The sequence below is a fragment of the Profundibacterium mesophilum KAUST100406-0324 genome, assembly GCF_009835145.1.
Lineage (GTDB): Bacteria > Pseudomonadota > Alphaproteobacteria > Rhodobacterales > Rhodobacteraceae > Profundibacterium > Profundibacterium mesophilum.
In genome coordinates, this window is record NZ_APKE01000103.1 from 1 (window position 1) to 319 (window position 319).

1 rRNA gene is annotated in these 319 nt (G+C 51.1%); it reads right to left on the bottom strand.

Features of this window, described 5'->3' with window-relative positions:
• Positions 1–319, bottom strand: a 23S ribosomal RNA gene (locus PMES_RS16435); the annotation flags it as partial.

Sequence of the window (319 nt, forward strand, 5' to 3'; positions counted from 1 at the left end):
CTCGGCTTATTAGTACCAGTTAGCTGAACCGCTCGCACGGCTTACACATCTGGCCTATCAACCTTCTTATCTCGAAGGAGCCTTACCAACTTAACGTTGTGGGATATCTTATCTTGAGGGAGGTTTCACGCTTAGATGCTTTCAGCGTTTCTCCTCTCCGTACATAGCTACCCAGCGGTGCCACTGGCGTGACAACTGGTTCACTAGAGGTACATCCACCCCGGTCTTCTCATACTAGGGGCAGCGTCTCTCAAATATCCTACGCCCATACCAGATAGGGACCGAACTGTCTTACGACGTTCTAAACCCAGCTCGCGTG